General features: G+C 67.1%; 9 protein-coding genes. 5 read left to right on the plus strand and 4 right to left on the minus strand.

Annotated features, from left to right (window positions below; translation table 11 throughout):
* Positions 1-554, plus strand: a 554-nt coding sequence (locus tag ABYB95_RS13250) for an SDR family NAD(P)-dependent oxidoreductase (protein ID WP_372659032.1), incomplete at its 5' end; no start/stop codon positions are given.
* Positions 555-815: 261 nt separating this feature from the next.
* The gene (locus tag ABYB95_RS13255) at positions 816-1,538 is read left to right on the plus strand and encodes a ribonuclease activity regulator RraA (RefSeq protein ID WP_372659033.1); all 723 of its coding nucleotides are present in this window, start codon (positions 816-818) and stop codon (positions 1,536-1,538) included.
* Positions 1,539-1,562: 24 nt separating this feature from the next.
* On the opposite strand, the gene ABYB95_RS13260 is transcribed toward ABYB95_RS13255, so the two are convergent.
* The 4 genes from ABYB95_RS13260 to ABYB95_RS13275 are packed head-to-tail and all read right to left on the minus strand — an operon-like array spanning position 1,563 to position 3,846.
* A complete protein-coding gene (locus ABYB95_RS13260; protein WP_372659034.1) occupies positions 1,563-2,489 on the minus strand; it encodes a DMT family transporter in 927 nt (308 codons plus the stop codon).
* A gap of 24 nt (positions 2,490-2,513) precedes the next feature.
* Complete coding sequence (locus ABYB95_RS13265; RefSeq protein ID WP_372659035.1) at positions 2,514-2,939, minus strand: MarR family winged helix-turn-helix transcriptional regulator; 426 nt, start codon at positions 2,937-2,939, stop codon at positions 2,514-2,516.
* Positions 2,939-3,313 (minus strand): glyoxalase superfamily protein, encoded by a 375-nt coding sequence (locus ABYB95_RS13270; protein ID WP_372659036.1) that lies wholly within the window; start codon positions 3,311-3,313, stop codon positions 2,939-2,941. The genes ABYB95_RS13265 and ABYB95_RS13270 overlap by 1 nt, the downstream gene beginning before the upstream one ends.
* Positions 3,314-3,324: 11 nt before the next feature.
* A complete protein-coding gene (locus ABYB95_RS13275) occupies positions 3,325-3,846 on the minus strand; it encodes a flavin reductase family protein (protein WP_372659037.1) in 522 nt (173 codons plus the stop codon).
* Positions 3,847-3,976: 130 nt separating this feature from the next.
* On the opposite strand from ABYB95_RS13275, the gene ABYB95_RS13280 reads away from it, so the two are divergent.
* The 3 genes from ABYB95_RS13280 to ABYB95_RS13290 all read left to right on the plus strand — a co-directional run.
* The gene (locus tag ABYB95_RS13280) at positions 3,977-5,122 is read left to right on the plus strand and encodes a peptidase M29 (RefSeq protein WP_372659038.1); all 1,146 of its coding nucleotides are present in this window, start codon (positions 3,977-3,979) and stop codon (positions 5,120-5,122) included.
* Between the two features lie 14 nt (positions 5,123-5,136).
* Positions 5,137-5,985 carry an alpha/beta fold hydrolase gene (locus ABYB95_RS13285; RefSeq protein WP_372659039.1) on the plus strand — a complete coding sequence of 283 codons (849 nt, stop codon included), beginning with the start codon at positions 5,137-5,139 and terminating at the stop codon, positions 5,983-5,985.
* Positions 5,986-6,050: 65 nt separating this feature from the next.
* Positions 6,051-7,289, plus strand: a 1,239-nt coding sequence (locus ABYB95_RS13290) for an acyl-CoA dehydrogenase family protein (protein WP_372659040.1), incomplete at its 3' end; no start/stop codon positions are given.

Consider the following 7,289-nt stretch of genomic DNA (forward strand, 5'->3'; position numbering starts at 1 on the left):
GCTGGGGTCGCATCGATGCGCTGGTCAACAACGCCGGCATCACGTCGTTTGCCGGCGTCTCCAACTGGGATGCGCTGGACGCGGACACGTTTCAGAAAATCTTCGGCGTCAATGTGGTCGGCGCCTTCCAGATGGTGCGCGCCTGTGTGCCGCACCTGAAGGCCGTCAACGGCGCGATCGTCAACGTCTCGTCCATCGCCGGCGTGCTGGGCACGGGCTCCTCGGTGGCCTATATCGCGTCCAAGGGCGCGGTCAATTCGCTCACCCTCCATCTGGCGCGCAGCCTGGCGCCAGCGATCCGCGTCAACGCGGTTTGTCCCGGCCTGATCTCGACGCGCTGGTTTGTCGACGGCGTGGGGCAGGAGAGCTTCGACAAGATCAAGGCGCAGTACGAACAGAGCGCTCCACTTGGGCGGGCGTGCACAGCCGAAGACGTGGCCGAGGCCATCGTCTGGCTGATCGACGGGGCCCGAACCGTGACGGGTGAACTCCTGATGCTGGATTCCGGAACCCACCTGGGCCGTGCGCCGTCTGTGGCCCGTCCCGCGACCTAGGAGCCTGCGCGGTAGAAGAGGCGTCGGCTGCAAATCGCCCGCAGCGGTCCATTTTTCACCGTCTATTTGCCCCATAGCCGGGCTATGGGGCTGCACATCCCGCAAAAACTGTCCTCGCTGGGGGCGATTTTCGCTTTCGACGCCTTCTGCCGCGCAGGCTCCTAGCGTTTCGCCTGTGGCGCCAGCGGAGCCGCCCACGGCGGTGACCGGCGGTTTTCACCCGACAATGGAGCTCCGACATAGACACACAGGAGTCCTTCCATGGGTACCGATCCGCTGCCACTAGATCCCAAAATCGTTCAAACCTTGACTGGCGTCACCACCGCCACGCTCACCACCGTGCTGCTCAAGAAAGGGCTGCGCAATGTGTGGATGCGCGGTGCCAAACCGCTGCAGCCGGGTCAGCCACGATTGGTGGCGCGCGCCTTCACGCTGCGCTTTGTGCCCGCGCGCGAAGACCTGGCCACGCCCGCGTCCTGGGCCTCGCCCATCTCCACCCGGGCCGCCATCGAGGCCATGCCCGAGGGCTGTATCGCCGTGGTCGATGCCATGGGTGTGACCGATGCCGGCATTTTTGGCGACATCTTGTGCGCCCGCATGCAAAAGCGCGGTGTGGCCGCGCTGGTGACCGACGGTGTGATCCGCGATCTGGCGGGTGTGCTGGGCACCGGTCTGCCGGTCTGGTGCCAGGGCACGGCGGCGCCCGCGTCGGTGGCGGGACTCACCTTTGTGGGCTGGCAGGAACCCATTGGCTGCGGCGGCGTGGCGGTGTTTCCGAACGACGTGGTGGTGGTCGATGCGGACGGCGCGGTGCTGATCCCCGCCGATGTGCTCGACGACGTGATCGCCGCAGCGGTGGAGCAGGAGCGGCTGGAGGGCTGGATCATGACGCAGGTGGATGCTGGCCTGCCACTGCCCGGCCTGTACCCGCCGAACGAAGAAAACAAGGCCCGCTACGAGGCCTGGGCCCGCACGCAGCGCTGAACCGCTGCAACCGGTGGTCTGAGCTCAGCCCGGCATCTGGGGCCGCCGGTTCACCAGCACAATTCCCACCGCCACACCCACCAGGGCCAGCACCAGCTGCAGGGTCAGCGGCTCGCCCAGCAAGACCACGCCAAACACCAGCGCGAACACGGGGGTGAGAAACGTGAAGGTGGCCATTTGTGTGGCGGGGTAGTGGCGCAGCATCCACATCCAGGTCAGGTAGCTGGCAAAGGCGCCGACCACCGTTTGCACGCCCAGCGAACCCCAGGCCTGTGCCGAATAAGCGAGCGACCAGGTTTCGCCCAGGCCCAGCGAGAGCAGGGGCGCCACGGCGGCCGTAACGGCCACTTGGTAGAACAGGGTTTTTTCGGCGCTCGCATCGCTCAGCACGCTGCTGCGGATGGTGAGCGTGGTCAGGCCCCAGAGCAGGCCGGCGCCCAGGCCCAGCGCGTCGCCGCGCCACTGGCCGACCACCGGGGAGCTTTGCACGAAGCCTTCGCTGAAGGCCACGGCCACCGCCACAAAAGCCATCACCAGGCCGATCCACTGCACCCGCCGCAGGGTTTCGCTGGGCACCACGCGGGGCAGCAGCAGCGCCACCACAAAGGGGCTGGTGTAGAGGAACACCGTGAGGCGCGAGGCGCTGGTGTGCATGAGCCCGAGGTAGATGGCCGCGAACTCGCCGGCGAACAAGGTACCCGCCAGCAGACCGGCTTTGAGCGAACCGTCGCGCTGGAACAGCGGCACGCCGCGAGCCCGGCACCACAGCCACAGCAGCAGCGTGGCGCCCCAGAAGCGCAGCGTGGCTTGCCACAGCGGCGGCACTTCACCCACCGTGGTCTTGATGAGGATTTGTTGAAAGCCCCAAAAAGCGCAACACACCACCAGCAGCACGATGGCCAGGGTGTCGAGGTGGGCGTGGCGTTGCCGGGCGGCGGGTGCAGGTGTCATGGCAACGCATTCTGGCGCAGCGGCTCACGATCGGCCGGCGAGCCGACGCAACTGGGTTTTCAGCCGTTGCACCTCGGCCGGGCTCATGCCGCCCAGGCTCTGCACCTCGTGCGCTTGCGCCACATCGATCAGCGGCGCCACCTTGGCCTGGCCTTGCGCGGTGATGGCCACCAGCGTGCGCCGCTGGTCTGCCGGGTCGTCGCACAGGCTGAGCCAGCCCTGTGCCGCCAGGCGCTGTACCAGCTTGGTCACCGTGGGTTGCTGGCTCAACACCTCGTCGGTCAACTGGCCGATCGACATCGGCGGCTGTTCGAGCAGCGTGGCCAGCACCCGCCATTCCAGCGAGCCCAGGCCGGCCTGGCGCACCTGGGCGTCAAACGCCTTGAACAAGGCGTGGTTGGCCTGGCCGAGCAGATAGCCCAGGTAGTTGTCGATGAAGCGGGTGGCCATCAGGCGGCGTCGCCGGATTCTGGGTGGGTGGCAAAACGCAGCCGGTTGCCGTCCGGATCGCGCAGCAGAAATTCCACCGTGCCCCAGGGTGTGTGTTGCGGCGGCGTGGCGGCCACCACGCCGCGCGCGGCGAAAGCGGCGTGGCAGGCGGTGGCATCGGGCACGTGGAAATACACCGCCCCACCGGGCTCGCAATCGCCCGCGTGTTCGGTCAGAAACAGGGTCTGGCCGTTGCGTGTGATCTGGAAAAAAAGCGGAAAGCCCGGCTCGAACTGGTGCTGCCAGTCGACCACAAAACCGAGTTGCTCCACGTAGAACGCCAGGCTGCGTGCCGCTTGTGTGATGCGGAGCTGGGGAATGACCGACTGCGGCATGGCGAACCGGTTTACAAGGGGTGTTCGGCGTAAAACCGGCCGCCGTGGAACAGCAGCGGTGAGGCTTCGGCGCGGTGGCGGCAGCGTTCGACCTCACCCACAAAAATCACGTGGTCACCCTCGACGTACTGGCTGCGGTTGAAGCATTCGAACGTGGCCGCCGCGCCGGCCAACAGCGGCGCGCCGCTCACGCCGTCGGTGAAGGCGACACCCGCCCAACGGTCGGTGTCGCGGGCCGCAAAGCCTTCTGCCAGGGCTTGCTGGTCGGCGCCCAGCACGTTGATGGCGTAGTGCGAGCCGTTGGCAAACACCGCCATCGAGCCGGCCACGCGCGCCAGGCTCCACAGCACCAGGGGCGGGTCCAGCGACACCGAGTTGAAGGAGTTGGCGGTCAGGCCCACCAGTTCACCGCTGGCCGTGCGTGCCGTCACGATGGTCACGCCGGTCGCGAACATCCCCAGCGACGCACGGAAGTCGTGGGTCGAGAAGTCGGGCGGGCGGGCCTGGTGACCAGCGGAACGGGCAGGAGACATGGGTGGAATTTATATGAAAATTCATGAATAATGCAAACCGCTGGTCGTGAGAAATTGCCATTGCGCGGCCAGCGGCATGCAGGCATTTTGACAGTCCCGTGGTTTTGGACGGGCAACAACCGGAGACAACATGCTGCAGGAACGCACCGAACCCGCCTGGGTCGACGCTTTTGAGGCCGTGCTGCGGCGCTGCGCGCTGCAAGCGGGTGACAGCGTCGCCATCCTGGCCGAAACCCAAAGCCGGGCCGTGTTGCCCGAGCTGGCCCGGCTGGCGGCGGCCCGCCTCGGCGCCCAGGTGTTCATGCTCACCTTACCGTCGGTGTTCAGCACCGGCGCGCCGCTCACGCGATCGAATGGCGCCAGCCCCGCCATCCAGCAGATGGCGCCGGTGATCGCCGCGCTGCAGGCCTGCGCCCTGGTGGTCGATTGCACGGTCGAAGGCCTGATGCACGCGCCCGAACTGCCCGCCATTCTCCAGGGCAATGGCAGCACCCAACCGCGCATCGTCTACGTGAGCAACGAACACCCGGAAGCGCTGGCGCGGCTGCTGCCCGACGACGCCACCGAGGCGCGGGTGAAGGCGCATGTGAAGCGGCTGCGCGCGGCCCGCCGCATGCGCGTGACCTCCGAGGCCGGTACCGATTTGTCCATTGGCCTGCAGGACGCGGTGACCGGCGGCAACTGGGGCAGCACCACCCGTCCCGGCACGCTGACCCACTGGCCCGGCGGGCTGGTGCTGGCCTTTCCGGCGACGGGCAGCGTGAACGGCACCCTGGTACTGGACGTGGGCGATGTGAACCTGAGTTTCAAGCGCTACATCGAAAGCCCCATCACCCTGACGATCCAGAACGACCATGTAGTGCACATAGACGGCAGCGGCGTGGACGCCGAACTCATGCGCAGCCATTTCGCCGCCTGGGCAGACGAGGACCGTTTCACCGCCGGGCCGCCCCAAGGTGAAACGAGCCCCCTCGGGGGGCAGCGACCCGCGCAGCGGAGGAGCGTGGGGGCACCAGCCTACGCCGTGAGCCATGTGGGCTACGGCTTGAACGAGTCCGCCCGCTGGGACAGCATGGCCTTGTACGACAAACGCGATTTCAACGGCACCGAGCTGCGCGCCTTTGCTGGTAATTTTCTCTACAGCACCGGCGCCAACGAAACCGCCGGGCGCTTCACCCAGGCCCACTTCGACCTGCCCATGCGCCATTGCACCGTGCTGCTCGACGACACCCCGGTGGTGCAGGCCGGGCGCGTGCTGGACCTCCCCACCGTTTGAACCCCGTTTTGCCGATGACCAAATTCACCACCCTGGGCTCGGGCCCGACCATTCTGATGTTGCACGGCATTGGCGGCGGTCACATGGCGTTTTCACCGCAGGTCGAGAGCTTTGCCTCGGCGGGCTACCGCGCCGTGGCCTGGGACATGCCGGGTTATGGCTACAGCCCGCCGGTCGAACCCTATACCTTCAAGGCTCTGGCCGAAAGTTGCATCGACTTGATCGACCAGCTGCTGGAATCGGAAGCGCGCCTGCCCAGCGGGCACAGCCCCGACGCCACCGGCGGCCTGGTGTTGCTGGGTCACAGCATGGGCGGCATGGTGGCGCAGGAGGTGGTGGCGCGGCGGCCCGACAAGGTGCGCCGCCTGATCCTGTGCGGCACCTCGGCGGCCTTTGGCAAGCGCAGCGACGGCCAGGCCGCGCAGGCCTGGGCCGGGCAATTCGTGGCGGCGCGCACCGCCCCATTGGACGCGGGCAAAAGCATGGCCGAAGTGGCGCAAATGCTGGTGCCCAAGATGGTCGGGCCGGGCGCCATGCCCGAAGGTGCGCGCCTGGCCGAACACTGCATGGCCGGTGTGCCCGCCGCCACCTACCGGCGCGCGCTCGACGCCTTGGTGCGCTTTGACCGCCAGGCCGAACTGGCGCAGATCCGCGTGCCCACCTTGCTCATCGGTGGCGAGTTCGACCGCGTGGCCGCACCCACCGTGATGAAACAGATGGCGGACAGCATTCCGCGCGCGCGCTACGCCGAGCTGGCCGGCATGGGGCATTTGATGAACCTGGAAGCGCCGGATGAATTTGATGCCCTGGTGCTCAACTTTTTGCGCGAACCCTGGCCCAAGCCGCTGCCGGATCACCACTGAGCCTGTCCCCGCCGGCGATCGGCCAGCGCGTGTGCACAGGCCCCCAACCCACCAGAGGAGACACCATGGCCACCCCCCAAGCAGCCAGCCTGCCTTTCACCCCCGCTGTGGGCGACATGGCTTTCACGCCTTTGCAGCGCGACCTGCTGACCCGCGCCCACATGTTGGGCCGCGACACTTTCGCCGCGCGCGCCCCCGAATGGGACCGAGAGGCCAGCTTTCCGTTTGCCAACTACCAGGACTTGCGCGAAGCCGGTTTTCTGCGGCTCTGCGTGCCCACCAGCCACGGCGGCCTGGGCGCCGACTACGCGACCTACATGATGGTCGCGGCGGAAATCGGGCGCTTTTGCGGCGCCACGGCGCTGACCTGGAACATGCACATCTGCTCCACCATGTGGACCGGGGTGCTGGCCGATGGCATTGCCATGAGCGCCACCGAGCGCGCCGAACACGCCGAGCGGCGCGAGCTGCACTTTGACCGGATCGTCAACCGCGGCGCCCTCTACGCCCAACCCTTCAGCGAAGGCACGGCCGCTGCTGCGGGCCGCGCGCCGTTTGGCACCAGCGCGAAAAAGGTCGACGGCGGCTGGCTGATCAACGGACGCAAAATCTGGGCGAGCCTGTCGGGCGCGGCCGACTACTACGGCATTCTGTGCACCGAAGACAAGGGCGATGACCACCCCGACGCGCGCGACACGCTCTACATCAGCGTGCCCGCCACCAGCGAAGGCTTCTCCATCAGCGGCGAATGGGACCCGATGGGCATGCGTGGCACGGTGAGCCGCAACCTGGCGTTCAAAGACGTTTTCGTCAGCGATGCCGAGCAGCTCATGCCGCGCGGCGTCTACTTCAAAGGGGCGCAAACCTGGCCCGCCATGTTCTTCACGCTTTCGCCCACCTACCTGGGCCTGGCCAACGCGGCCTACGACTTCACCGTGCAATACCTGCGCGGCGAGGTGCCGGGCGAGCCGCCGGTGAAGCGCCGCATGTACCCGACCAAGCAGATCGCGGTGGCGCAAATGCGCATACAGCTGGAGAACATGAAGAGCATTTTTTCGCGCGCGATTGCCGAGGCCAAACCCCATCCCAGCAAGGACGAAAAGCTGCGCCTGTACGCGGCGCACTACAGCGTGATGGAAGGCGCCAACGACATCGCGCGCCTGGCCATCCGCACCTGCGGTGGCCAGAGCATGATGAAGCACCTGCCGCTGGAGCGACTGTACCGCGACAGCCGCTGCGGCGCGCTGATGCTGCCCTGGACCGCCGAGCTGATCCTGGACCGCATGGGTCGCGAAACCTTGTAC

The organism is Hydrogenophaga sp., from assembly GCF_041633695.1.
Lineage (GTDB): Bacteria > Pseudomonadota > Gammaproteobacteria > Burkholderiales > Burkholderiaceae_C > Hydrogenophaga.